At 57.9% G+C, this 23,427-nt stretch carries 20 protein-coding genes; 7 read left to right on the plus strand and 13 right to left on the minus strand.

What is annotated here, in order from left to right; translation table 11 throughout:
• Positions 1–175 precede the first annotated feature (175 nt).
• Positions 176–2,680, minus strand: a complete 2,505-nt coding sequence (locus TK06_RS13440) for a glycoside hydrolase (protein ID WP_063322462.1) — start codon at positions 2,678–2,680, stop codon at positions 176–178.
• 366 nt (positions 2,681–3,046) lie between these two features.
• Here TK06_RS13440 and TK06_RS13445 point away from each other — a divergent pair, with 366 nt between their 5' ends.
• Entirely contained in the window at positions 3,047–3,322 is a 276-nt protein-coding gene (locus TK06_RS13445) for a hypothetical protein (protein ID WP_063322463.1), read from the plus strand.
• A 245-nt stretch (positions 3,323–3,567) separates the two neighbouring features.
• Here the strand turns inward: TK06_RS13445 and TK06_RS13450 are convergent, their stop codons facing one another.
• On the minus strand, positions 3,568–4,914 hold the full coding sequence (locus TK06_RS13450) for a DEAD/DEAH box helicase (protein ID WP_063322464.1): 1,347 nt from the start codon (positions 4,912–4,914) through the stop codon (positions 3,568–3,570).
• Positions 4,915–5,107: 193 nt separating this feature from the next.
• Between TK06_RS13450 and TK06_RS13455 the strand changes: the two genes are divergently transcribed.
• Positions 5,108–6,406 (plus strand): mechanosensitive ion channel family protein, encoded by a 1,299-nt coding sequence (locus tag TK06_RS13455; RefSeq protein ID WP_063322465.1) that lies wholly within the window; start codon positions 5,108–5,110, stop codon positions 6,404–6,406.
• A gap of 109 nt (positions 6,407–6,515) precedes the next feature.
• Here the strand turns inward: TK06_RS13455 and TK06_RS13460 are convergent, their stop codons facing one another.
• The 4 genes from TK06_RS13460 to TK06_RS13475 form a co-directional block, all read right to left on the minus strand.
• Positions 6,516–7,382, minus strand: coding sequence for a carboxylate/amino acid/amine transporter (locus TK06_RS13460; protein ID WP_063322466.1), 867 nt, complete (start codon positions 7,380–7,382; stop codon positions 6,516–6,518).
• Between the two features lie 80 nt (positions 7,383–7,462).
• Complete coding sequence (locus TK06_RS13465) at positions 7,463–9,331, minus strand: ATP-binding protein (RefSeq protein ID WP_063322467.1); 1,869 nt, start codon at positions 9,329–9,331, stop codon at positions 7,463–7,465.
• 300 nt (positions 9,332–9,631) lie between these two features.
• Positions 9,632–10,231, minus strand: a complete 600-nt coding sequence (locus tag TK06_RS13470; protein WP_063322468.1) for an FMN-dependent NADH-azoreductase — start codon at positions 10,229–10,231, stop codon at positions 9,632–9,634.
• Between the two features lie 150 nt (positions 10,232–10,381).
• Entirely contained in the window at positions 10,382–10,696 is a 315-nt protein-coding gene (locus TK06_RS13475; RefSeq protein ID WP_063322469.1) for a hypothetical protein, read from the minus strand.
• Positions 10,697–10,746: 50 nt separating this feature from the next.
• Between TK06_RS13475 and TK06_RS13480 the strand changes: the two genes are divergently transcribed.
• From TK06_RS13480 to aqpZ, 5 genes are all read left to right on the plus strand, one after another.
• Complete coding sequence (locus TK06_RS13480; protein WP_060738713.1) at positions 10,747–11,670, plus strand: LysR family transcriptional regulator; 924 nt, start codon at positions 10,747–10,749, stop codon at positions 11,668–11,670.
• Between the two features lie 14 nt (positions 11,671–11,684).
• Positions 11,685–12,488 carry an alpha/beta fold hydrolase gene (locus TK06_RS13485; protein ID WP_063322470.1) on the plus strand — a complete coding sequence of 268 codons (804 nt, stop codon included), beginning with the start codon at positions 11,685–11,687 and terminating at the stop codon, positions 12,486–12,488.
• Between the two features lie 4 nt (positions 12,489–12,492).
• A complete protein-coding gene (locus TK06_RS13490; RefSeq protein WP_063322471.1) occupies positions 12,493–13,056 on the plus strand; it encodes a peptidylprolyl isomerase in 564 nt (187 codons plus the stop codon).
• 84 nt (positions 13,057–13,140) lie between these two features.
• Positions 13,141–14,973: an ABC transporter ATP-binding protein gene (locus TK06_RS13495; RefSeq protein WP_063322472.1), complete on the plus strand. Its 1,833-nt coding sequence runs from the start codon at positions 13,141–13,143 to the stop codon at positions 14,971–14,973.
• Between the two features lie 422 nt (positions 14,974–15,395).
• Positions 15,396–16,085, plus strand: coding sequence for an aquaporin Z (gene aqpZ, locus TK06_RS13500; protein WP_063322473.1), 690 nt, complete (start codon positions 15,396–15,398; stop codon positions 16,083–16,085).
• Between the two features lie 17 nt (positions 16,086–16,102).
• Here the strand turns inward: aqpZ and TK06_RS13505 are convergent, their stop codons facing one another.
• The 7 genes from TK06_RS13505 to TK06_RS13535 form a co-directional block, all read right to left on the minus strand.
• The gene (locus tag TK06_RS13505) at positions 16,103–17,227 is read right to left on the minus strand and encodes a GNAT family N-acetyltransferase (protein ID WP_063322474.1); all 1,125 of its coding nucleotides are present in this window, start codon (positions 17,225–17,227) and stop codon (positions 16,103–16,105) included.
• Between the two features lie 180 nt (positions 17,228–17,407).
• Entirely contained in the window at positions 17,408–18,439 is a 1,032-nt protein-coding gene (locus tag TK06_RS13510; protein WP_063322475.1) for an RHS repeat-associated core domain-containing protein, read from the minus strand.
• 1 nt (position 18,440) lies between these two features.
• Entirely contained in the window at positions 18,441–19,517 is a 1,077-nt protein-coding gene (locus TK06_RS13515) for an RHS repeat-associated core domain-containing protein (protein ID WP_063322476.1), read from the minus strand.
• Positions 19,518–19,711: 194 nt separating this feature from the next.
• Positions 19,712–21,022: an OprO/OprP family phosphate-selective porin gene (locus TK06_RS13520; RefSeq protein WP_063322477.1), complete on the minus strand. Its 1,311-nt coding sequence runs from the start codon at positions 21,020–21,022 to the stop codon at positions 19,712–19,714.
• A 222-nt stretch (positions 21,023–21,244) separates the two neighbouring features.
• A complete protein-coding gene (locus tag TK06_RS13525) occupies positions 21,245–21,481 on the minus strand; it encodes an anti-sigma factor family protein (protein WP_063322478.1) in 237 nt (78 codons plus the stop codon).
• Positions 21,475–22,086, minus strand: coding sequence for an RNA polymerase sigma factor (locus TK06_RS13530; protein WP_063322479.1), 612 nt, complete (start codon positions 22,084–22,086; stop codon positions 21,475–21,477). The genes TK06_RS13525 and TK06_RS13530 overlap by 7 nt, the downstream gene beginning before the upstream one ends.
• A 192-nt stretch (positions 22,087–22,278) precedes the next feature.
• Entirely contained in the window at positions 22,279–23,400 is a 1,122-nt protein-coding gene (locus TK06_RS13535) for a beta-ketoacyl-ACP synthase III (RefSeq protein ID WP_063322480.1), read from the minus strand.
• Positions 23,401–23,427: the final 27 nt, after the last annotated feature.

The raw sequence follows: 23,427 nt of genomic DNA on the forward strand, positions 1-23,427 counted from the left end.
GGTCCCGAGGCTACTCTGGAAACCTCCTACAAAACGGACAAGCAGCGTTCGCCGGGGGGTAATTTTGTGTCGAAGGGGCTTCATAAAAAACCGGACTCAAGGTCCGGTTCTTTATGAAAGAGCGAGGAATTCGCCTCGGACAGCAGGGCTATCCTGCTGGGCAGTGGTTTGACGACTACTTGCTTGCCTCCTCGACGGCTGCTGTGTTCTGAGGACCGAAAGAATATTTCAGGGCCCGTGCCTTCATGGTGCGCGGATCAGGTAAGCCTACGGTCTCTGGGCCCGCAAAGCCGGTGACACCTTTGCTGAACGTGGGATTGATCGCATCGAACAGGAAACTGAAACCTTGTTTGAGCGAGCTCTGGGCGATGCCGTGACATCCCATGCAACCGCCCATGGTCAGGCCTTGGGTGCTGTGGTCGTAATCCGGTACCTTGATGTTCGGCTGGTTGCGCGCATTGGTCAGGGTGTTGTTATTCGGGATCGGGAATACGTTGCTCCCGCGAAACAGCTGAATCCCCGGCTGGCTGCTTTCGACCATGATATTGGCCAAGTAGTAATCCGGATCGGTTTGAGTGCTCGACGGGATGGCTTGAACGCCTTTGAGCCGATAATGCTTCCAGACCGAATTGTTGAATTCGCCGCTGCCGTCCATCAACTGCTTGACCTGGTTGTTCACCGCCGCGACTTCGACATCCATGGTGAGCGGTTGCACGACCCGGATCGGGCCGGCCTGCCCTTCAGGGATCCCGTTACTGCCGGAGTAGACCGGCGGATCAAGGCTCGCGTTTGCGACTGCGCCCGCTTTTGGCAGGGAAACCGTATAGGTCTTGTTGCCGTCAGAGAAGGTGGCGGTCGGGGGGTTGTTTATATCGAAACCGGGGTAATCAATCTTGTTGTAGTTGGCAATGTAGTAGAGCCCGGTCGGTGATTTACCGTCGGGCAGCGTCAGGGCATCTTCGTGCTCGAACGTGGCGAAAATGAAGGTCGGGTAGTTGGACGTCTTATGGATTATATGTAAGGCGACCAGTGCGTAGTCTTCGTTCTGCGCCACCGGGTCACTGTCGAGGCCCTTATAGGTCACCACCGTCGCCGTGTGGTAACGCGCGCGATTTTGAACCGGGATGTCTGCCAGCTTGCGCCATGTCGCCTTGACCTCCACCGCGCCGTCGGGCAGCACTACATTCATATCCGGGAAGCTGGTCAGGCCTTTCGCATACTCGTAAACGACGGGGTTCGCCTTGGCCTCGAACAGGATCTGGCTGTCGTTTGAAGGGGCATAATCTCTCCCTGTCTTCGCCACATTTGGCGGATTGACCGGGAAGAAAATAGCGTTTTGTCCTATTTGGGTCGCCTCATCCAGATTGTTGTAATGATTAAAGGTGGCGCCAGGCGCCAAACGAATACCCTGGGGAAATTGTATATAGCTGTATTGCGGGTCAGAACCAAACGGGCGCGTCGGACCACCTGCGGTGTTTTTTTGTGGTCCCGCGGGAAACAACTCAGTACGGTGCGCGAAGGTTTGCCATAACAAGGGGCTGGGAGACTTTGGCACCTTGCCCGAATCAGCAAAACTGCTGGCGGGATTGCCGACGCCGCGGTTAGCGGGCAATGGTGCGGCAGCTGTATTGTTCAGTGCGAAAAAGCTGCGCCAGGCGAACGTTGCATAGTCGCTATGGCTGAGGCCTGTGGCCAGGTCCGAGGGCAGTTGCGGGTTGCGCACGGTTAGATCGCTTGCGGTAATGCCATAGGAAACGCCCAAAACCGAGGGAAAGTTATCAAGCCCACTCGCAGCGAAATACGGATTCCAGTTAACCCCATCGCTGGAGTAAAAAGTTTTTGTATTGTTGCTGACAAACACACGATCGTTGATCATCGCCGCACTGTTCAGGAAAAGTTTACTGTTTATACCTTTCAGCTCTTGCCTCTCTCCCCACTGGCCGCGACGGTTGTAAGTGCGTGCGTACATGAGGCGATTTTCCACCGTGTAATAGACCCAAATTTTACCGCTATAGACGATAGGCACCACTTTGGTCAGAGGCGTGTCAGTGCTTTCCTGGAACGCTGGAGTTTCCCGGCCAAACAGAAGACCATCATTCGAAGTGACGTAATAAACAGTTTTAGCATTACCGTCACCTTTATGATAAAAAATGAATAATTGACCGTTATACACAACGGGGCTGTTAACGCCGGCCATAGGGCTGGTATTGATAGTTTGAATATCGGTCCAACTGACGCCGTCTGTAGAGCTGGTGGTCCTCAAGCGTTGCTGAGGGTCGGCAAAGGTCAGTACTAGTTTCTGCTTAAATACAGTCACTGAAATATCCCCACCCCATCGGTAGCCATTCACTGGGATAGTTTTAGCAGGGGACCACTTTCTCCCATCTGTCGAATAGGAAGAATAGATATGCTCTGAATCATAATTATTGGACCAGAACATATAAATTTTTCCCTTGAACGACTGCACCGCGGGTATAAATCCCGCTGGGAGGCCGAATCCCACCAGGCTCGTCGAGGAAGGAATACCGTTTGAGGCATCGGGCTTGTCAAAGACATCGACTTTTATTCCCACACCTTGTTGCGGTGTGGCGATGATCAGACTTTCCGCATAGGCCGATGAGAGCGCGAACAAACCCCACAGACACAACATCAGCCGACTGAATATCGCTCTAAGACTCATAGGTTTCATTCCTTTGAATTAACGGCTACCACAGGCCGTGGATACGTCCTGACAGGCGTAGTTATTCTATTGTTCAATGCGAGCTGAACTGGATGTTCTGGAAGTCATTGACTGCATCGCGACAGACATATTGTTAGCCTCCTAGCTAATGAAGCACTTACATCCTGTGTGAAGCAGCGACCCGGCGTTGCAGGCATAGGGCTACCAGTCGCCTTTCTCCATGGTAGACGACGGTTTAATATCGGCTAGGGAAATTCTGAAAAAAGGCACCCTGCGAAGCGGCAGCCAGCATGGCGGCCAATGAACTTTCCACCCAACAACGGCCTCAACCCATTACCTGCCCAACAAGGAATATGAGGCCCAGCCATGAAAACCCTCTTGAAACTCACCCTCGCAGCCACCCTCACCTGCGCCCTGCCCGCCTGGGCCACTTGCACGCCAGAAGAAGCGACCGCCAAACGTGAGCAACTGGCCCAGGAAGTGACCAAGCTCACCGAGCAGAACCCGGCCAAGGCCAAGGAAATCAACGACGAGTTGCAGGCCATGGACCTGGAGACTGCCAGCAAGGATGTGCCGGACAAGTGCCAGTTGATCGATAAGCGTCTGCAAGAGTTGAAGGATGCGGAGAAGAAGGCCGGGTGAGTGCCCTAGTCTGAGCACCGCTTCGCTTTTGTGGCGAGGGAGCTTGCTCCCGCTGGGGTGCGAAGCGCCCCCCAAAAACAAGTCTCACCGCGCAATAATGGGTGAACACGCAACTTTGGGGCTGCTGCGCAGCCCAGCGGGAGCAAGCTCCCTCGCCACAGGTTCTGCATCGAACTTAAGGTCGAGTTTCACCCATAAAAAAACCGGACCTTGGGTCCGGTTTTTCATGAGGCACTACCGCCGCTTCACTCAGCAGCAGGCGCTTCTGGCTTGCGGCGCTTGAGCGGGGCCATGCCGTCCTTGCTGACCAGCGACGGGGCGTCGGCCTTCGGACGGTTGGCGGTCTTGCGCTTGGTCGGGGCCTTGGCGCCGGTTTTCTTCTTGTCGCCCTTGGCGTCGACCTTTTTCTTCTTCACGCCAACGGCCTTGCCCGAGGCCTTGACCTTCTTCGGCCCGCCGTAGGTGCCTTTGACTTCCTTGATGGTGCGGCGCTCGAAGCTCTGCTTGAGGTAGCGCTCGATGCTCGACATCAGGTTCCAGTCGCCGTGGCAGATCAGCGAGATCGCCAGGCCGTCGTTGCCGGCGCGGCCGGTACGACCGATGCGGTGCACGTATTCGTCGCCGCTGCGGGGCATGTCGAAGTTGATGACCATGTCCAGGCCTTCCACGTCCAGGCCGCGAGCGGCGACGTCGGTGGCGACGAGGATTTTCACGCCGCCCTGCTTGAGGCGATCGATGGCCAGCTTGCGGTCCTTCTGGTCTTTCTCGCCGTGCAGTACGAACGCCTTGTATTCCTGAGCCACCAGGCGGCCGTAGATGCGGTCGGCCATGGCCCGGGTGTTAGTGAATACGATGGCTTTTTCGTAGGTTTCGTTGGCCAGCAACCAGTTGACGATCTGTTCTTTGTGCTGGTTGTGATCAGCGGTGATGATCTGCTGGCGGGTGGTGGAGTTCAGTTGGCTGACCGCGTTGAGCTGCAAGTGCTCAGGGTTGTTCAGCACCTTGGCGATCATCTCGCGCAGGCCCGAGCCGCCAGTGGTGGCGGAGAACAGCATGGTCTGCTGGCGATTGACGCATTCGTCCACCAGGCGCTGCACGTCTTCGGCAAAACCCATGTCGAGCATGCGGTCGGCTTCGTCCAGCACCAGCACTTCGACTTCCTTGAGGTCAAGGTTGCCGGCGTTCAGTTGCTCGATCATCCGCCCCGGTGTGCCGATCAGGATGTCCGGCACCTTGCGCAGCATGGCGGCCTGGACCTTGAAGTCTTCGCCGCCGGTGATCAGGCCGGACTTGATGAAAGTGAACTGCGAGAAGCGCTCCACTTCCTTCAGGGTTTGCTGGGCCAGCTCACGGGTCGGCAGCAGGATCAGGGTCTTGATGCTGACGCGGACCTTGGCCGGGCCGATCAGGCGGTTAAGGATCGGCAGCACGAACGCGGCCGTCTTGCCGCTGCCGGTTTGCGCCGTCACCCGCAGGTCACGCCCCTGGAGCGCGAGCGGAATAGCCGCTGCCTGCACCGGCGTTGGCTCGACAAATTTAAGCTCGGCCACGGCTTTGAGCAGGCGTTCGTGCAGGGCGAATTGGGAAAACACGGGTGCTACCTCGAAGAAATGCAAAAAAACAGCTGCATAGGGTAACGGTTTCGAGCGCGAAGGCCGAGTTTCTTTATACAAACGGCGGCAAATCAGTGCATTTTTATCAGCCGTTATTGCATCAACAGTCACTTGACCGGGCTTAAATGCTCTAATCGTCCCGTCGCGTCTTTATAGAAGAATCGTTTCGTCCATGGACATCAAACAACTCTGGGTCAACCTCCAAGACCTCTGGGGTGCCCTTGACCAGCACCCGCTCCTGCATTCCAGCCTCGCCCTGATGTTGCTGCTGGTCATCGCCCTGGTGCTTGGCCGTGTGGCGCGCTACCTGATCCTGCACGCCGCCAAGCTGCTGGGGCGCCAACCGGCCTTGAACTGGGTCAACGACCTGCGCCAGAACAAGGTCTTCCATCGCCTGGCGCAGATGACACCGTCGCTGATCATCCAGTTCGGCCTGCACCTGGTGCCGGAACTGAGCAAGACCAGCCTGATTTTCCTCGGCAATGTCGCCCTGGCTTTCACCATTTTGTTCCTGGTGCTGGCTCTCAGTGCCTTGCTCAGCGCCCTGCTGGACGTCTATGCGCGCACCGAGCACGCCCGTACCCGCTCGATCAAAGGCTATGTGCAACTGACGAAGATGGTGCTGTATGTATTCGGTGCGATCATCATCGTCGCCACCCTGATCGACCGTTCGCCGCTGTTGCTGCTGTCGGGCCTGGGAGCGATGTCGGCGGTGATCCTGTTGGTCTACAAGGACACCCTGCTGTCGTTCGTCGCCAGCGTGCAGCTGACCAGCAACGACATGTTGCGGGTCGGCGACTGGATCGAGATGCCCCAGGTCGGCGCCGACGGTGACGTGGTGGACATCACGCTGCACACGGTCAAGGTGCAGAATTTCGACAAGACCATCGTCTCGATCCCGACCTGGCGGCTGATGTCCGAGTCGTTCAAGAACTGGCGCGGCATGCAGCAATCCGGCGGGCGGCGGATCAAGCGCAGCCTGTTCATCGACGCCAGCGGCGTGCGTTTCCTGCATGACGAGGAAGAACAACGCCTGACCCAGGTGCGCCTGCTGACCGACTACATCGGCCGCAAGCAGGCCGAACTCAAGGCCTGGAACGAGGCCCAGGGCAACGTCGCGGCGATGTCGGCCAACCGTCGGCGGATGACCAACCTGGGCACCTTCCGCGCTTATGCACTGGCGTATTTGAAAAGCCACGCGGAGATCCAGCCGAACATGACCTGCATGGTCCGGCAGTTGCAGACCACCGCCCAAGGCATCCCGCTGGAAATCTACTGCTTCACCCGCACCACCGCGTGGACCGACTACGAGCGTATCCAGGGGGATATTTTCGATTACCTGCTGGCGGTGATGCCGGAGTTTGGGTTGAACCTGTATCAGCAACCGAGCGGCACGGACTTGCGTTCGGGGTTGTTGCCGGCGGTGCTGGGGGCGAGCCACCTGCCGGAACCGCAGAAGCAGGTGGTCTGAAACCACCACAGATCCCCTGTGGGAGCGAGCTTGCTCGCGATAGCGGTGTATCAGAAACATAGATGCTGACTGACACTCCGCCATCGCGAGCAAGCTCCCACAGGGGTTTTCAGCGTGCAGGTAGCGGTTGGCGGATCCCCAACCGACTGATCCACACCGCCGCCAATATCACCGATCCCCCCAACAGCAACCGCCCCAACGCCTCGTGCTGGTTCCAGATCAACAGGTTCACCAGCAGCCCCACCGGCACATGCAGGTTGTTCATCACCGCCAGCGTCCCGCCATTGACCAGGCACGCGCCTTTGTTCCACCAGTACAGCCCCAGCGCGGTGGAGACCAGGCCGAGGAACACCAACACGCCCCATTGCAGCGGCGCTTCAGGCCAGAAGTTGGCCTTGCCGAACAGCAGGAAAGCCGGCAACGCCACCATCAGCGCCCCAAGATAGAAATAACCGAAACGCCGGTAATGCGGCAGGTCGCTCGGGTGGCGGGCCACCAGATGCTTGTACAGCACCTGCCCGGCTGCATAGGTGAAGTTGGCCAGTTGCAGCAGCAAGAAACCCATGAAGAAATCCGGGTTGATCCGGTCGTAGCGAATCACCGCGGCCCCCGCCACGGCCACCAGCGCCGCGATCAGCGCCCAGGGGTTGAAGCGACGGTTCAGCGCGTCTTCGATCAAGGTCACGTGCAGGGGCGTCAGGATGGTGAAAAGCAGCACCTCGGGCACCGTCAGCACTCGGAAGCTCAGATACAGGCAGACGTAGGTCACGCCAAACTGCAAGGCACCGATCAACAACATGCCGCGCATGAACGCCGGCTCCACCTGGCGCCAGCGCGTCAGCGGAATGAACACCAGCCCGGCCAGCAACACCCGCACCAGCACCGCGAAATAACTGTCCACATGCCCAGCCAGGTACTCGCCGATCAGGCTGAAGGAAAACGCCTGGATCAATGTCACAAAAAGTAGATAGCCCATACCGCCCTCGTTTCGAATGGCGGCGAAGATAGCGCTTTTGAACGGTGGGAGCGAGCTTGCTCGCGCCCACAGATACTCCACTAACTTGAAAGTTCATCCACGACCCAAGGAGTGGCCTGACGCTGGTGCCGATGGCTGGCGGCACGCTGGAGCACTCGGGTCAGCGCCTGGAAGTTTGCCGGTTTGGTCAGGACGTCATCGGCCCCCCCAGCCCTGAAACGCTCTATCTCGCTGGAAAAAACACTCGCGGTGAAAGCAACGATGTAGCAAGTATCGCCCTGGGGTAACTCGCGAATTCTACGCACAGCCTCCATCCCATCCATCACGGGCATGTTGATATCCATCAGAATGATCTCTGGCGTCGAAGCCATGCAACGATTGACCGCTTCCAGGCCATCTGACGCAAGGTCGGGTGTATAACCCAACTCTTGTAGCATCGCCATGGCCACTTTCTGACTCACCGGATGGTTCTCCACCAGAAGGATATCGAGCGGATAATCCTCGGCAAAAGACGAGTCGAAGCCAACCGCCGCATGATCATCCTTGATGGGTATTTCCGAGACTGAAAAAAGCGCCAGGGGCAGAGAGAAGGAGAATGTCGAGCCTAAACCTGGCTGACTGGTGAACGTTAAAGTCCCCTGCTGCGCCTCGAGCAGGTTCTTACAGATAGAAAGACCCAACCCGCTCCCAGTGAAGCGTTGGCTAGCCGCCCCTTTAAACTGGACAAAGGGTTTGAACAGATTGTCTTGCCGTTCCGTGGGGATACCGATGCCGGTATCGCGTATGGAGAAGTCGAGCCACGCTTGAGAGCCGTAACCGCTGGTGGTGACCAGGAGCGATATTTTTCCGGCTTCGGTAAATTTGACCGCATTGCCCAGCAAGTTGATCAATACCTGGCGAAGGCAATCCATATCAGTCTTGACCAAAGGCGGTACGTCTGGGGAAAACTGCGCCTCCAGCACGATGGGTTTGTCCTGGATATTTTGCCGGATGAGTTCCATACAGGATGAAACCAGTGCTCTCACTTCGAAAACACGAGGTTTCAATTCAAGTTTGCCCGCTTCGATTTTGGCGAGATCGAGAATGTTATCGATAAGAGACAGCAGGGTCCGTCCACTGGAATGAATCGTTGTGAGAAGACGGCGTTGCTCGGGATCCAGGGCGGACCGGGCCAATAGTTCGGTCGCGCCAATGACACCGTACATCGGGGTGCGAATTTCATGACTCATGGTTGCCAGAAAGCTGGTTTTTGAACGATCAGCGTCTTCGGCGGCATTTTTAGCCTGATTCAATACCTGCTCATTGACTCGCAGTTGCTGAAGATGAGCGCGCATGCGTAAAAGGAGGAAAGCGAGAAATACCAGGATGGCCAGGATGATGTGGTACAGCGAGTCATGATTAAGTTGTTGGTAGTAGTCCGCCAAGGTAACTTCCGCCCCGACAACATACACCGTACCGTCTTGTGATTTTAAGGGGACAAAGACCGCGCGAAAATCACCCCAATGATCCGAGTAGTCGATCCAGGTTGGCTCGGTACGCTCAAAACTATCGAGTAAAGCCTGGCTGGCATCGGGATAAGGATCGAAAAAACGCACGAAATTCTTCTCTTGAATTTCTTCTTTCGATGCGCTGGAACTGATCAGGTAGGCCTTTGCACCTCGCTTGATCACGCTATAGACAAACGCAGTGCCCATGGACTCGTTGAAGCCGGAGAGGCGCTGAATGGTATCCCAGTCCTGCGCTTGCGATTTGGATTGCTTATCGACCAGATTGTCATGGTAACGGTCGCCGAGGATCGCCGAAGCCCCCAGCGCGGCATGCAGCAATTTATTATTAATGTTGTCAGTAAGGACGCTTTGCGTCTCGACATAGAGGTAGTAGATATAGCCACCTGCCCCTATGAGATAGGCCAGAAATAAAGCCCATGTTTGCCGTTTGATTTTTAACATATCACAGCCTCCCTACTGTAATTCGGCGCATAAATTACCACAGCCAGACGTCGACAGACTTGCCCAATCCGAGTGAGTTTGCGGCCTGTCTATCTCCCTGCCCTCAAGGCTTGAGGGGCCGTTCATGTCAGGTGGTGGTTATTTCTATTCCCCAAAAAAAAAGCCCGATCTCGCTAAAGCGTTCAATCGGGCTGATGCACTCAGGAGCAAAAAGTGCAAAGGGAGGTTCGATGCGCAAAACGATTTGAAGGGAAGCGCCAGGCCACTAGACCACCTGGCGATTATCCGAGGATTAACGGATCAGGCGACCTGGGACAGTTTGGCGTTGGCCTGATTCAGGCCCTTCTCCTGGAAGTCGCCGCCCAGGTTCATGCCTTCGGCATGGATGAAGGTCACCTCGTGGATCCCGATGAAGCCCATGACCTGGCGCAAGTAGGGTTCTTGATGGTCAGTGCTGCCGCCGGCATGAATGCCACCACGGGCGGTCAGCACGAAGGCGCGCTTGTCGGCCAGCAGGCCTTGAGGTCCGGTGGGGGTGTATTTGAACGTCACGCCGGCACGCAGCACATGGTCGAGCCAGGCTTTAAGTGTGCTGGGGATGGCGAAGTTGTACATCGGTGCAGCCATTACCAGCACGTCGGCGGCCAGCAGCTCATCGGTCAGTTGGTTGGAGCGCTCCAGCGAGGCGTTTTCAACGTCGCTGCGCTGCTCGGCCGGCTTCATCCAGCCACCCAGCAGATTGGCATCCAGGTGCGGCACCGGATTGACGGCCAGGTCGCGAACGCTGATTTCATCGGCCGGGTGCGCCGCTTTCCACTGGCTGATAAAGGTCTGGGTCAGTTGACGGGACACCGAGTCTTGCTGGCGGGCACTGCTTTCGATGATCAGAACGCGGGACATGGCTTGTAGGCTCCATCTGAGAATGTTGTCAGTCGATGGAGTGAAGGTTAAACGCGATCATATCGATGAAAAAGCGCAAATAACTGCTGTAAAGCATCGATAAATTCGTTTATAAGCGGAGCAAGCAATATTGCCTGCCTCACTGCCGGGCTATTTCGGCTGACAGGTCAGCTTGATGCGCAGCTTGATGATGTTGCGGTTGAACTTGGCCGTGGCGTTCTTGAACTTGCCGGCGGCGACTTCGATCTTGCGGGTGCGCGGTGCCTCGGGGCCATTGTTGAAGACCACGGTACAAGCCGCGTCGGTGTTGCCGTAGTTGTTGACCTGGATGGAACCGATATCGGCATCGGTGTCATAGGCGTTGTAGTCGATGCTCAGGCCGTTGAGGTGTTTTTCCACATCGATCGGGTAGGCAAACGCAGTCAGTGGCAGCAGGGCCAGCACCACACAACAGATTTTCTTCATTCGGCAGTCTCCACCAAGGGACTGCCAGCTTAGGACAAGAGGAGCTCGATATGAAAGCGCCCCGCGTAACCCTTGATCAATGGCGCACCTTGCAGGCCGTGGTCGACCACGGCGGCTTCGCCCAGGCCGCTGAAGTGCTGCATCGCTCCCAGTCGTCAGTGAGCTACACCGTGGCCCGCATGCAGGATCAGCTCGGCGTACCGTTGCTGCGCATCGATGGGCGCAAGGCCGTGCTGACCGAAGCCGGCGGCGTACTGCTGCGCCGTTCCCGGCAACTGGTGAAACAGGCCAGCCAACTGGAAGACCTGGCCCACCACATGGAGCAAGGCTGGGAAGCGGAAGTGCGCCTGGTGGTCGACGCGGCCTACCCCAACGCCCGCCTCGTTCGCGCCTTGACGGCGTTCATGCCACAAAGCCGTGGCTGCCGGGTGCGGCTGCGCGAAGAAGTGTTGTCGGGTGTCGAAGAAGTGCTGCTCGAAGGCGTGGCCGACCTGGCCATCAGCGGCTTCAGCATTCCCGGTTACCTGGGGGCGGAGTTGAGCGACGTGGAGTTCATCGCGGTGGCCCATCCCGAGCATGCCCTGCATCGCCTCAACCGCGAACTGAACTTCCAGGACCTGGAAAGCCAGTTGCAAGTGGTCATCCGCGACTCCGGCCGCCAACAGCCCCGCGACGTCGGCTGGCTCGGCGCCGAGCAGCGCTGGACCGTGGGCAGCCTGGCCACCGCCGCGAGTTTTGTCGGCAGCGGTCTGGGCTTCGCCTGGCTGCCCCGGCACATGATCGAACGGGAACTCAAGGAAGGCGTGCTCAAGCGTCTACCCTTGGAACAGGGAGGCAGCCGCAACTCGACCTTCTATCTTTTCTCAAACAAGGAAAAACCCCTGGGCCCGGCCACGCAGATCCTGATCGAATTGCTGCGCACCTTCGACACCGCGCCGCTGGATGCGCCGTTCGCCGCCCCTGAACAAGCCTGACAAGGACTTCGCCGATGGCCTATTTTGAACATGAAGGTTGCAACCTGCATTATGAGGAATACGGCCACGGTACGCCCTTGCTGCTGGTCCACGGCCTGGGCTCGAGCACCCGCGACTGGGAAAAGCAGATCCCGGTGCTGTCCACCCGCTACCACCTGATCGTGGCGGATGTGCGCGGCCACGGTCGCTCCGACAAACCGCGCGAGCGCTACAGCATCGAAGGGTTCAGCGCCGACCTGGTCGCCCTGATCGAACACTTGGACCTCGGCCCGGTGCATCTGGTGGGTTGGTCCATGGGCGGCATGATCTGCTTTCAGCTGGCGGTGGACCAACCCAACCTGGTCAGGAGTCTGTGCATCGTCAACAGTGCTCCCGAAGTCAAAGTCCGCACGCCCGATGACTGCTGGCAATGGTTCAAGCGCTGGAGCCTGATGCGCATCCTCAGCCTGGAGACCATCGGCAAGGCCCTCGGCGCCAAGTTATTCCCCAAACCCGAACAAACCGAGTTACGCCTGGAAATGGCTCGGCGCTGGGCAAAGAACGACAAACGTGCTTATCTCGCCAGCTTCGATGCGATCGTGGGATGGGGCGTGCAGGAACGACTGTCGCAGGTCGCCTGTCCAACCCTGGTCATTTGCGCCGACCATGACTACACCCCGGTGGCACTGAAAGAAGCCTACGTCAGGCTACTGCCCGATGCACGGCTGGTGGTCATCGCCGATTCGCGGCACGCCACCCCGCTGGATCAACCCGAACGCTTCAACCAAACCCTGCTCGACTTTTTGACCGCAACCGATTCCACCACTCAGGATCACTGACCCCATGCTGAAAAAAATCGCCCTTGCCGCCGGCACCGTATTGTTTGCCGCCAACCTGATGGCTGCGACTCCCGCCAAGGCACCCCATGTATTGCTGGAAACCACCAACGGCCAGATCGAAATCGAACTGGACCCGGTCAAGGCCCCCATCAGTACCAAGAACTTCCTTGAGTACGTGGACAGCGGCTTCTACAACAACACGATTTTTCACCGAGTGATCCCGGGCTTCATGGCTCAGGGCGGTGGGTTCACTCAAACCATGCAACAAAAAGACACCAAGGCCCCAATCAAGAACGAAGCCAGCAATGGCCTGCACAACGTTCGTGGCACCTTGTCGATGGCCCGCACATCCAACCCGGACTCGGCCACCAGCCAGTTCTTCATCAACGTGGCCGACAACGCCTTCCTCGATCCGGGCCGTGACGCCGGTTACGCAGTGTTCGCCAAGGTGGTCAAGGGCATGGACGTGGTGGACATCATCGTCAACTCGCCAACCACCCAACGCGGCGGCATGAAAGACGTGCCGGCCGATCCTGTGATCATCAAGTCGGCCAAGCGCATCGACTGAAGAGGCACACGGCAAGCCTGGGCGGCGCGGTCATCCCGCACCGCCCATTAGCAAAAAGGAGAGCCCCTGCCAGGGCATTTACAGATGGTTTTTCGCCGTTTCGAAACACTGATCGATATCTTCCGCGACGCCCCGAGCTCGGCCCCGCCGAACCGCGTCCTGCCCTTCTACACCTATTACCTGAAACAGGTCTGGCCCAGCTTCGCCGTATTGCTGGTGGTGGGCCTGATCGGCGCGCTGATCGAGGTGGCGCTGTTCAGCTACCTGAGCCGCATCATCGACCTGACCCAGGGCACGCCGAATGTGGACTTCTTCAAGGTCCATGGCCTGGAACTGGCCTGGATGGCGGTGGTGGCGCTGGTCTTTCGGCCGATCTTCGTGGCCCTGCATGACCTGCTGGTGCACCAGACCCTGAGCCCCGGCATGACCAGCCTGATCCGCTGGCAGAACCACAGCTACGTGCTCAAGCAGAGCCTGAATTTCTTCCAGAACGACTTCGCCGGGCGCATCGCCCAGCGCATCATGCAGACCGGTAACTCCCTGCGCGACTCGGCGGTGCAAGCCGTGGACGCCCTGTGGCACGTGCTGATCTACGCTATCAGCTCCCTGGTGCTGTTCGCCGAAGCCGACTGGCGCCTGATGATCCCGCTGCTGATGTGGATCGCCGCCTACATTGGTGCCCTGTGTTACTTCGTGCCGAGGGTCAAGGAGCGCTCGGTGGTGTCGTCCGATGCCCGCTCCAAGCTCATGGGGCGGATCGTCGACGGCTACACCAACATCACCACTCTGAAGCTGTTCGCCCACACCAACTTCGAGCAGCAGTACGCCCGCGAAGCCATCCAGGAGCAGACCGAAAAAGCCCAGTTGGCCGGTCGCGTGGTCACCAGTATGGACGTGGTCATCACCAGCATGAACGGGCTGCTGATCGTCGGCACCACCGGGCTGGCGCTGTGGCTCTGGACTCAGTCGCTGATCAGCGTCGGCGCCATTGCCCTGGCGACCGGGCTGGTGATCCGCATCGTCAACATGTCCGGTTGGATCATGTGGGTGGTCAACGGCATCTTCGAGAACATCGGCATGGTCCAGGACGGCCTGCAGACTATCGCCCAGCCAGTCAGCGTCACCGACCGCGACCAGGCCAAGCCCCTGGCGGTCGCTCGCGGCGAGGTGCGTTTCGAGCACGTGGATTTCCACTATGGCAAGAAAAGCGGCGTGATCGGCGACCTCAACCTGATCATCAAGCCCGGGGAAAAAATCGGCCTGATCGGCCCGTCCGGCGCGGGTAAATCCACCTTGGTCAACCTGCTGCTGCGTCTTTATGACGTGCAAGGTGGGCGCATCCTCATCGACGGCCAGGACATCGCCGAGGTCGGCCAGGAAAGCTTGCGCGAGCGCATCGGCATGATCACCCAGGACACGTCGCTGCTGCACCGCTCGATTCGTGACAACCTGCTTTACGGCAAGCCCGACGCCACCGATGCGCAACTCTGGGAAGCCGTGCGCAAGGCCCGGGCCGATGAGTTCATTCCATTGTTGTCGGATGCCGAAGGTCGTACCGGTTTCGACGCCCATGTGGGTGAGCGCGGCGTGAAGCTGTCCGGCGGCCAGCGCCAGCGCATCGCCATTGCCCGGGTGCTGCTCAAGGACGCGCCGATCCTGATCATGGACGAAGCGACGTCGGCACTGGACTCGGAAGTCGAAGCGGCGATCCAGGAAAGCCTCGAGACCCTGATGCAAGGCAAGACCGTGATCGCCATCGCCCACCGCCTCTCGACCATCGCCCGCATGGACCGCCTGGTCGTGCTGGAAAACGGCCGCATCGCCGAAACCGGCAGCCATGCCGAACTGCTGGCCCATGGCGGGTTGTATGCGCGGTTGTGGCAGCACCAGACGGGTGGGTTCGTGGGGATCGACTGAATCAACCAGACACCACTGACCCCTGTGGCGAGGGAGCTTGCTCCCGCTGGGGTGCGAAGCGCCCCTGAAAATCTGAGCGTCACCCCATAGAGCCGGGTGGAACTCAGCCTTGTTGGGGCTGCTGCGCAGCCCAGCGGGAGCAAGCTCCCTCGCCACAGGGTCTTTGCTTAAACAGTAGGGCCAGTGCAGCCCCAAGGCCTTTCTGAAAAAATCTGTCCAGAATCCATTTAGCCCATATAGCAACGACATACTCCCCGCCGACCACGGCCAAAACCGCCCCAGTCCATGACTCTGGCGGTTTTTTTGTGCCGCTGGATTTGTCGATAAACCCTGCTGTACTCAGCCCAGGTTCTGGAGATGAACCTGTCGTAATGCTGCAGGATGCATAACCGATTATCACGACTGTTTTTTCAAGGATGCTTATGTCTTTACTCAAACGTTCAACGACTGAGTTGTTGGGTACGTTCTGGCTGGTGTTGGGCGGCTGCGGCAGCGCGGTATTGGCCGCCTCCGGGATTGGCGTGCTGGGGGTTGCCCTGGCGTTCGGCCTGACGGTGTTGACCATGGCGTTCGCCATCGGTCATATCTCCGGCTGCCACCTGAACCCGGCCGTGTCGGTGGGTTTGTACGTGGGCGGGCGGTTTCCGGCCAGGGAATTGCCGGCCTACATCATCGCCCAGGTCATCGGTGGTGTGCTGGCCGCGGCGCTGATCTACTTCATCGCCAGCGGCAAGGAAGGCTTTGACCTGACCGCGTCCGGCCTGGCGTCGAACGGTTACGGCGAGCATTCACCCGGTGGGTATTCGTTGGCGGCCGGTTTTGTGACCGAGCTGATCATGACGGCAATGTTCATCCTGATCATCCTCGGCGCCACCGATAAACGTGCCCCGGCCGGGCTGGCACCGATTGCCATCGGCCTGGCCCTGACGCTCATTCACCTGATCTCGATCCCGGTCACCAACACTTCAGTCAACCCGGCCCGCAGTACCGGTCCGGCGCTGATCGTCGGCGGCTGGGCCATCGAGCAACTGTGGCTGTTCTGGGTAGCACCGCTGCTGGGTGCTGTCATTGGTGGTGTCTCTTACCGCTGGCTGGGCAACGAAGACAGCTGAGTCACACCCACGAAAAATCAGCACTGCCGATACGGCAGTGCTGTTTTCGCCTCTTCGGCATAGGCCAGCACTCCCTCTTGCTCGCGCACGAGGAAATCCGCCACAGCCGCTTTCAACCCCGGATGCCGCAAGTAATGCCACGAGCGGGTAATCACCGGTTCGAACCCGCGAATCAATTTGTGCTCCCCCTGGGCACCGGCGTCGAAACGCTGCAAGCCATGGGCAATCGCGTAGTCCATACCCTGGTAGAAACAGGTCTCGAAATGCAGGCGATCAAATTCCGCCAGGCAGCCCCAATAACGCCCGTAGAAACTGTCGCCGCCCACCAGGCTGAACGCCATCGCCACCGGCCGTGAACCTTGCTTGGCCAAGACCACGCGAATGGCCTCAGGCATGCGCTCGGCCAGCAGGCTGAAGAACGCTCGGGTCAGGTACGGCGCCTGCCGCCGCACCGCGTAGGTGTTGGCGTAACAGGCGTAGACAAAGTCCCACTGGGCCTCGTCCAGTTGCTGGCCTTCGAGCCATTCGAACTCGATGCCCTGCCCCGCCACCTGTTCACGCTCCTTGCGCATCTGCTTGCGCTTGCGCGAACTGAGGGCATCGAGAAAATCCTGGAAGTCCCGATAACCACGATTTTGCCAGTGGTACTGGCAGCCAATCCGCTGCAGCCAGCCTTCTTGCCCGGCAAGTGCCGCGTCGGTGAAGGCATCGGTGAAGTTGATGTGGGCACTGGAAAGCCCTTCGATCTCAAGATAACCCGGCAGGCTGCCCAGCAGCTCCAGACCATCCTCGACCCGCGCCGCCAGCAGTCGCGGACCGCTGACCGGACTGAACGGCACCGCCGTCAGCAACTTCGGGTAATACTCGATCCCGGCCCGGGCGCAGGCATCGGCCCAGGCGTGGTCGAACACGTACTCGCCGTAAGAATGCCACTTGCGGTAACTGGGCAAGGCTGCGAGCAGGCGTCCGTCTTCGATGTGCAGCAGATGCTCAGGCTGCCAGCCAGATTGCGGGCCGAGGCTGGCACTGTCTTCCAGGGTGCTCAGGAAGGCGTGGCGCAGGAATGGTTGGTTGGCGGGTACCAGGGCGTCCCATTCTTGCGGCGCAATGGCGGACAGGCTGTCCAAGACGTGAAGCGGCATGCGGTTCCTCGATATCCAGACAATGGATGGAGCGAGTATCGCCGATCCGGACGGTAGGAACGAGAAGCAGGATACTTTTTTACGGGCTTGGGTGATGAGTGATCCGAAATAGGATATTGGCGGTACTACTCGACACCTTGCAGTTCGAAAAAATCAGTTATTAGAGGTCGCCCCCTTTACTTATTCGCGAATATTCTTCATTTCCGCCGCTGTTCTGACTCTATCTTCCACACTGGCTAAATGTTCAGCGCGCTCCTGCCCTGGTATGTTTTTCATCATCTTATCGTACACTTCTGCGAGCGCCTCGAGTTTTTTTGCCCCACGCCGCGTAATTCCAACCTCACCTTTGTGGCGTAGAGCGAATTCATAATTCTTCAATGCAGATATTGTTTTTCCGCGAAAAAAATCTTGCTCACTGATCATGTTACTCACAATCTCCGGACTGACTTCCAGATCACTAATTTCAATAAATTTAGCCTCATATTTTCTAACCATCACGTCAAAATAAGCCACGTTTTTTTGGGCATTCAAAACATCTTCAGACCCAATAACTCTTAAACTCGGAGGCTTGACTCTGTGCTTAGTCAAGGTAAAAATCCCGGATGTAGTTTCGCCCACAGAAAACGCTGCTGGCTTTCTAAAAAAACGCGATACAGCTCCTATAAAACCATGCCCCGTCGGGTCTACATTATTAATTGGATCCCCCACACAATACATGTACGCATTCAATCCCCCCTTACCGAAGGGACTCAAGTTATCCGGGCTGTGAAACCTCATCAACTGAGGATTGAAGACACGGTAGCCCTTGCCCAGCAAATACCAGCCGGTCTGCCTTTCGCGCCGCTCGCCGTTGTAACCCAAATGACTATTCGCCGAGCTGCCTTCAACCCGATGGCCATAGGGTGAATACGCAATACTCGTGAGTCCCTGCCGAGTAACTTCACCCATCACACTGTTCTTATCATCGCCCATCAGCAATATGGAACTGGCATCACCACCGGTTTGGCGCTCGGCGAGCACGACGCCCTCTGCACGCACGAAGGTTGTGCTGACAGTCCCGCTGACCTCGCTCGCCAGCTCATCGCCGCGGTAAAACCGGCGTTCCTTGCCGTCGGCAGTGTCGCGTCCGATCAAGGTGTCCAACGCGTCATAGTGAAAGATGATCGTCGCTTCGTCAGATGCACGCTGTTCGGTTTTATTTGAAATATCCATTTTATGCCTCGCTGATTCTCAAAACGACTATTTCACCCTGTCGAATTTCTAAATTTATAAGTGGCGCGGGTGCAAAATCCCGCTCAGGCGGCATTCTTCCTATATCTATCCTCAATGTCGGATGGTATTGAGCTGCTCGCTCCTTGATCTTCTCTGCACTGTGCCGAGTAATACGGCGCTTACCTAGGCTTTTCTCGGCAAAAAGGCGATCCACTGAAGCCGATAAGGCATCAGTGTAAAACCGCTTGTTCCTATTACTTATATCTATTGCTTCTTCCGGAGAGATGAGGTATCGCCTTTCAAGATACTTTAAGTACCTTTCTTCGATATCAAAGATAAACCAATTCGAAATCTCGACCTCCTTAAGATGCTGAACATGCGTCTCCGTAATAGGGATTAGCGCAACCGGTCTTTTCTTTGGATTTTCTTTAAAAGTAGGGAGAATTTTCTCACTGACGGAAGATGCAGTGGTTTTCCTGAAAGGCAAAGCCCGCAAAAAATCCCCTTTAAAACTATGCCCTGTTGGATCCACATTATTAATAGGATCCCCCACACAATACATATACGCATTCAATCCCCCCTTACCAAAAGGACTCAAGCTGTCCGGACTGTGAAACCTCATCAATCGCGAGTTGAAGACCCGGTAGCCATTGCCTAGAAAATACCAACCGCTTTGCGTTTCGCGCCGCTCGCCGTTGTAACCCAAATGACTATTCGCCGAGCTGCCTTCAACCCGATGGCCATAGGGTGAATACGCAATACTCGTGAGTCCCTGCCGAGTAACTTCACCCATCACGCTGTTCTTATCATCGCCCATCAGCAATATGGGACCGGCATCACCACCGGTTTGGCGCTCGGCGAGCACCACGCCCTCTGCACGCACGAAGGTTGTGCTGACAGTCCCGCTGACCTCGCTCGCCAGCTCATCGTTTCGGTAGAACCGATGCTCTTTGCCCTCGGACGTAGTGCGCCCGATCAAGCTATCGAGTGCGTCATAGTGAAAGCGGGTGGTCGGTTCATAGGGCGAGGCACCGAAGTTGGTAATGGGGTGATTGGACCCAAGATCTGAATCCGCCATGGTCGACTCTCCAGGTGAGCTATGGTGGCCTGAAGAAGTAAGCACGCTTTCCGGATACGGCGAAACTGTCAGGGTTGACAGGTGGCTACCCATACAGCGCTTACCCAAACGCGGCTCAAAAAAAACCCCGCCAGAGGCGGGGTTCAAAGGAGCGCTTTAACGGATGAAGTCAGAGCGGTATATCAAAGTGCGGTTTAGAACACGTACTGAGCACGCATCACAAAACCGTCGCCATCGTCGTCGCCATTGGCGTTGGTCACTTTGTCGGTCTTGGCCTTGATGTAGGCAGCGGAAATTTTCACCGCTTCGTTGGCGTACCAGTTCACGCCCAGGTTGTGCACCTTGGCTTCGGCATCGCCCACGTCGCGGGTCGCCGAGGCAGTGGTGATGTTGTCGTCTTCGACGGTCAGGCTGTCGAAGCGATAGAACACTTCCCAGGCACCGATGGATTTGTTCTGAGGTTTGATCGCGTCAAACTTGCCGACTTTATAACCACGGGACTCGCCGGTAAGGGTGTACGCGCCCTGTACGTAGAAGCCATGGCCTTTGATGTCTTCGAAACCATCGGCATCAGCCTTGGTCTTGCGAGTGATGTATTCGCCCTGGATCGACGCAGGCCCCATGGCGAAAGCGGCTTCCAGGCCGAAGGCGGTGTCGCGGTCGTACGAACCGGCTGGCGAGTTGTTCGCGCCGCCCAGTACCGGACGGTTGCCGTTAGGGCCGGCGTCGTTGCCACCCAGGGTTTCAACGCCACGCATGCCCAGGCGGGAGCGATAACGCGCATCGAAGACGGTGTCGGAGACGTCGCGCGAAGCCACGTTCACACCGAAGTGCAGCACGTTGCCAGCATCGTGCATTGGCGCGAATACGAAGCGACCGTTGACTTGCTTGACGCTGTCGCCGTCGGTGTCGTCGGTGTCTTTGCTGAATACACCGGCCGAGGCATAGAACGAATCGGCGAAGGTGCTGGAGGCTTGCAGGCCCAGGCCGTTCTGATGGCTGTTCGTCCAGTCGATCAGGTCGTAAGCGGCGTTACGCTCAGGTGCAGTGACCCACTTGGAGCTGGTGGCTTTTTCCAGGCCGAAGTCGGGGTCGAAGCGACCCACCTTGATCGAAACCGGCTTGAAGCCGTTGTAGGCCAGGGACGCTTCGTCGAAGTAGCCGTTATCGGAGTCGCCACTGTTGTGGGACATGTCGTAGTTGATGGTGTAGGCCCAATCCGTGTACAGCACGCCGGACAGTTCCAGGAACGCGCGGCGGATGTAAGCGGCATCGGCCGAGTTGCCGTTGTCGGTGTAGATACCATCGAACTGGCTGTAGTCAGCCTGCAGACGACCACCGAGCTTGAAGCTGAACTCTTTGTCAGTGGTAGCGACCTCAAGGCCGCCCTTGGTTTTGACCACGATATCGGCGCCGTCGGTGGTGACGGTGCCGGCGAAAGCCTGGGCGGTTACTGCCATTGCCAGTGCGCTGGCGGCAACACCTGCGAAGTGCTTGCGGATCATCGAAGAATTCCCCTGTTGGTAGTCTATGCGTTAGAAAACACGCGGAACTGGGCCCGCTGGTGTTGGGAGGGGATCTTGGCGACGGGTTGTGTCAGGCGAGTTGCTATCACATAAAGATTTTATGACAGCGGAACTTTTTACTTCGAAAGGGAATAACTGAGAAGCAGCTGCAAGGGGTGAGCTGCAAGCGGCAAGTTAGAGCAGTCGCAGGTGCATACGGAACTAGGGGTGGTGACGTTTACGTTCAGCCGCGAGTTTTTCGGCGAGGTGATCCAGGTCGGGAATGGGGGCTTCAGGAAGCTTTTTGAGGGTCGCCTGCATTAGCCGCATCTGGCGGATAAAACGCCGGCAGTTGGGGCAGAACATCAGGTGATGACGCACCATCAGGCGTTCACGAAAACTTAACTGGCCGTCGAGATAATCGCTGGAGCGCGCCACTTGTTCCTTGCAGGTCAGCATTCGCCGGTTTCCTCGAAATGTTCAACGGTCGCGAAGACTTTCAGCCGGGCGCGATGCAACAGCACTCGCACATTGGAGAGCGAAATATCCAGAAGATTACAGATTTCTTCCAGCTCCAGCCCCTGGCGTTCCCGCAGGTTCAGCACGCTGCCTTGCAGTTCCGACAGGCTGAGCAACGTGTGCTCCAGGCAATCGCGTAATTCCGCCATCGTGAGCAGCGCCTCAGGCGTGTCCTGGTGCCAGGCGAACGGCGCCAACAGCCAATGACCGTCGGCGGCGAAACGATCATCGCCGAGGGTGCCATGGGGTGACGGCAGATCGTCGAACAACACCTCCCGACGGTTCTGTTTGTAGCGCCCTCTGGCAGCGTTGGCGGTGATGGTCAGCAGCCAGGTCTTGAGGCTGGAACGTCCCTGGAAACCACTGAGATTGCGCACCACCGACAGCCACGCGTCCTGCACCACCTCATCGACATGGCGGCTGCCGACGATGGCATAGGCCACGGCGCGCATCGGGCTCTGGTAGGCGCTGACCAGTTCCTTATAGGCCTGCTGCTCACCGGCCAGGAGGCGTTGGAGCAGAAGGGTGTCATCGGTGACCGTCATTCAACGCCCCGTTGCCTGGAAGGACTGATGATGTTTGTGGCGAGGGAGCTTGCTCCCGCTCGGTTGCGCAGCAGCCGCAAAATCTTAGGGCCGCTTCGCGCCCCAGCGGGAGCAAGCTCCCTCGCCACACAAAAGCTGAACCAGCCCAGGTAGAAACTGAAAAGGCACAGATCGAAGCTGAGCCAGACCAGATCAATGCTTACGCAAAATCACGCTGCCAATCGAATACCCGGCGCCAAACGAACTGAGCACGGCGACCGAACCGCTGGGCAAATCATCCTGGTATTTGTGGAATGCAATCACCGAGCCCGCCGAACTGGTGTTGGCGTAGCGGTCGAGGATCACTGGCGCTTCCTCTTCGGTGGCTTCGCGCCCCAGCAGTTTGCGCACGATCAGGTGGTTCATGCTCAGGTTGGCCTGGTGCAGCCAGAAGCGCTTCACCTCGCCGACGTTCAGCTGGTTTTCTTCCAGGTGGGCACCGATCAGCTCGGCCACCATCGGGCAGACGTCGCGGAACACCTTGCGGCCTTCCTGGACAAACAGCTTGTCACGGCTGCCGATGCCTTCTTCGGCGGCGCGGTTGAGGAAGCCGAAGTTGTTGCGAATGTTGTTGGAGAACTTGGTCAACAGCTTGGTGCTGACCACGTCGAACTGGTATGGCGAGGTCGCCAGGTCCGCCCGCTCGATGATCACGGCGGTAGCCGCGTCGCCGAAGATGAAGTGGCTGTCGCGATCACGGAAGTTCAGGTGGCCGGTGCACACTTCCGGGTTGACCATCAGGATTGCCCGGGCCTGGCCCAGTTGCACGCTGTTGGCTGCTGCCTGGATGCCGAAAGTGGCTGAGGAACAAGCCACGTTCATGTCGAAACCGAAACCTTCGATGCCCAGGGCTTCCTGGACTTCGATGGCGATGGCCGGGTAGGCACGCTGCAGGTTGGAACAGGCGACGATGACCCCGTCGATGTCGGCGACCGTGCGGCCGGCGCGCTCCAGGGCCTGTTTCGCAGCGCCGATGGCCATCTCGCACAGCACCGACCATTCGTCGTTGGAGCGCTCGGGCAACCGTGGGGTCATGCGTTGCGGATCAAGAATGCCCTCCTTGTCCATGACAAAGCGGCTCTTGATGCCGGAGGCCTTTTCGATGAACGCGGCGTTGGATTCGGTCAACGCCTCGACTTCACCGCGCGCGATGGCATCGGCGTTGTCGGCGTTGAATTGTGCGACATAGGTATTGAAAGATTGCACCAGCTCTTCATTGGAGATGCTGTTGGCCGGGGTGTACAGGCCGGTGCCGCTGATGACGACGTTATGCATGGTCGTGTCTCTGATCTGTTCAGGCAG

This window comes from Pseudomonas fluorescens (genome assembly GCF_001623525.1).
GTDB classification, from domain to species: Bacteria; Pseudomonadota; Gammaproteobacteria; order Pseudomonadales; family Pseudomonadaceae; genus Aquipseudomonas; species Aquipseudomonas fluorescens_Q.

What these genes read in the sequence shown, in the direction of transcription:
- TK06_RS13445 (WP_063322463.1), top strand. Translation starts at nt 3,047, where the DNA reads ATGAAAACCCTCTTGAAACTCACCCTCGCAGCCACCCTCACCTGCGCC.
- TK06_RS13490 (WP_063322471.1), top strand. Translation starts at nt 12,493, where the DNA reads ATGCTGAAAAAAATCGCCCTTGCCGCCGGCACCGTATTGTTTGCCGCC.
- TK06_RS13440 (WP_063322462.1), bottom strand. Translation starts at nt 2,680, where the DNA reads ATGAGTCTTAGAGCGATATTCAGTCGGCTGATGTTGTGTCTGTGGGGT.
- TK06_RS13460 (WP_063322466.1), bottom strand. Translation starts at nt 7,382, where the DNA reads ATGGGCTATCTACTTTTTGTGACATTGATCCAGGCGTTTTCCTTCAGC.
- TK06_RS13510 (WP_063322475.1), bottom strand. Translation starts at nt 18,439, where the DNA reads ATGGATATTTCAAATAAAACCGAACAGCGTGCATCTGACGAAGCGACG.
- TK06_RS13485 (WP_063322470.1), top strand. Translation starts at nt 11,685, where the DNA reads ATGGCCTATTTTGAACATGAAGGTTGCAACCTGCATTATGAGGAATAC.
- TK06_RS13505 (WP_063322474.1), bottom strand. Translation starts at nt 17,227, where the DNA reads ATGCCGCTTCACGTCTTGGACAGCCTGTCCGCCATTGCGCCGCAAGAA.
- TK06_RS13465 (WP_063322467.1), bottom strand. Translation starts at nt 9,331, where the DNA reads ATGTTAAAAATCAAACGGCAAACATGGGCTTTATTTCTGGCCTATCTC.
- TK06_RS13515 (WP_063322476.1), bottom strand. Translation starts at nt 19,517, where the DNA reads ATGGCGGATTCAGATCTTGGGTCCAATCACCCCATTACCAACTTCGGT.
- TK06_RS13480 (WP_060738713.1), top strand. Translation starts at nt 10,747, where the DNA reads ATGAAAGCGCCCCGCGTAACCCTTGATCAATGGCGCACCTTGCAGGCC.
- TK06_RS13495 (WP_063322472.1), top strand. Translation starts at nt 13,141, where the DNA reads ATGGTTTTTCGCCGTTTCGAAACACTGATCGATATCTTCCGCGACGCC.
- TK06_RS13475 (WP_063322469.1), bottom strand. Translation starts at nt 10,696, where the DNA reads ATGAAGAAAATCTGTTGTGTGGTGCTGGCCCTGCTGCCACTGACTGCG.
- aqpZ (WP_063322473.1), top strand. Translation starts at nt 15,396, where the DNA reads ATGTCTTTACTCAAACGTTCAACGACTGAGTTGTTGGGTACGTTCTGG.
- TK06_RS13535 (WP_063322480.1), bottom strand. Translation starts at nt 23,400, where the DNA reads ATGCATAACGTCGTCATCAGCGGCACCGGCCTGTACACCCCGGCCAAC.
- TK06_RS13455 (WP_063322465.1), top strand. Translation starts at nt 5,108, where the DNA reads ATGGACATCAAACAACTCTGGGTCAACCTCCAAGACCTCTGGGGTGCC.
- TK06_RS13520 (WP_063322477.1), bottom strand. Translation starts at nt 21,022, where the DNA reads ATGATCCGCAAGCACTTCGCAGGTGTTGCCGCCAGCGCACTGGCAATG.
- TK06_RS13525 (WP_063322478.1), bottom strand. Translation starts at nt 21,481, where the DNA reads ATGCTGACCTGCAAGGAACAAGTGGCGCGCTCCAGCGATTATCTCGAC.
- TK06_RS13470 (WP_063322468.1), bottom strand. Translation starts at nt 10,231, where the DNA reads ATGTCCCGCGTTCTGATCATCGAAAGCAGTGCCCGCCAGCAAGACTCG.
- TK06_RS13530 (WP_063322479.1), bottom strand. Translation starts at nt 22,086, where the DNA reads ATGACGGTCACCGATGACACCCTTCTGCTCCAACGCCTCCTGGCCGGT.